At 65.9% G+C, this 1,365-nt stretch carries 1 protein-coding gene; it reads right to left on the reverse strand.

Going from position 1 to position 1,365, the window contains the following annotated elements:
* A partial coding sequence (locus ACFWVD_RS28595) for a phosphomannomutase/phosphoglucomutase (protein WP_379248004.1) occupies positions 1-1,237 on the reverse strand: 1,237 nt, incomplete at its 3' end.
* Positions 1,238-1,365 lie beyond the last annotated feature (128 nt).

A 1,365-nucleotide genomic window follows, 5' to 3' on the forward strand; every position in this document is an offset into this window, starting at 1 on the left:
CCGTCAGACCGTCCAGCTCGTCCAACGTCACGCCCTCGGTACTGCCGTAGGCGGCCTTCACCGCCGCCAGACGCGCCCCCTGATCGGCGACCGTCGAGTTGATCTCCCCCGACCCCGCGTAACGGTCGTAGGAAGCCACCAGCTCCGACAACGGCCCGTCCTGACCACCCAGCGCCGCCAGCACATGCAACGCCGCCAGCATCCCCGTGTCCGCGTTCCAGAAGTCCTTGAAGTAATAGTGCGCCGAGTGCTCACCACCGAAGATCGCACCCGTCCTCGCCATCTCCTCCTTGATGAAGGAATGACCCACCCGCGTCCGCACCGGCGTCCCGCCGTTCTCACGGACCACCTCCGGCACCGACCACGAAGTGATCAAATTGTGGATCACCGTGCCCGAACCACCATTACGGGCCAGCTCACGCGCCGCGACCAGCGCCGTGATCGCCGACGGCGACACCCCCACACCCCGCTCGTCCACGATGAAACACCGGTCCGCGTCACCGTCGAACGCGATACCGAGGTCGGCGCCCTCGGCAAGGACACGGGCCTGGAGGTCCACGATGTTCTTCGGATCCAGAGGGTTCGCCTCATGGTTCGGGAACGTGCCGTCCAACTCGAAGTACATCGGCACCACATCCAACGGCAGACCCTCGAACACCGTCGGAACCGTGTGACCGCCCATCCCGTTGCCCGCATCCACCACCACCTTCAGCGGACGGATCGAGGACAGGTCCACCAGACCCAGCAGATGCGCCGCATACCCCGGCAGACTGTCCAGCTCCGTGACCGTCCCCGCCACCGTGCCCGACGCCACCGCCGGCGCGCCCCCGTCCGACCACTTCTCCACCAGCTCACGGATCTGCGACAGACCCGTGTCCTGACCCACCGGAGCCGCACCCGCACGACACATCTTGATCCCGTTGTACTGCGCAGGATTGTGCGACGCCGTGAACATCGCACCCGGCAGACCCAGCGCACCCGACGCGTAATACAACTGATCCGTCGAACACAGACCGATCAACGTCACATCCACACCACGCGCCGCCGCACCCCGCGCGAACGCCCCCGACAAACCCGGGGAGGACGGCCGCATGTCATGACCGATCACGATCGCATCAGCACCCGTGACCTCGACGAACGCCGCACCGAACAACTCGGCCAACGACTCGTCCCACTCGTCCGGCACGACACCACGCACGTCATACGCCTTGACGATGTTCGAAAGATCTGCGGCCACTGCCTGCCCTCCTGAAGGTCCTGTGCGGTTCAGCAAAACCTACCCTGAACCGGGAGCAGCTCTTCAGACCGTGGGGGCGTCAGGAATCGGGCGATCTCAGGACGCGCAGGTGGCCGCGACGGGTCTCG

The sequence above is a fragment of the Nocardia sp. NPDC058666 genome, from assembly GCF_042714895.1.
Lineage (GTDB): Bacteria > Actinomycetota > Actinomycetes > Mycobacteriales > Mycobacteriaceae > Nocardia.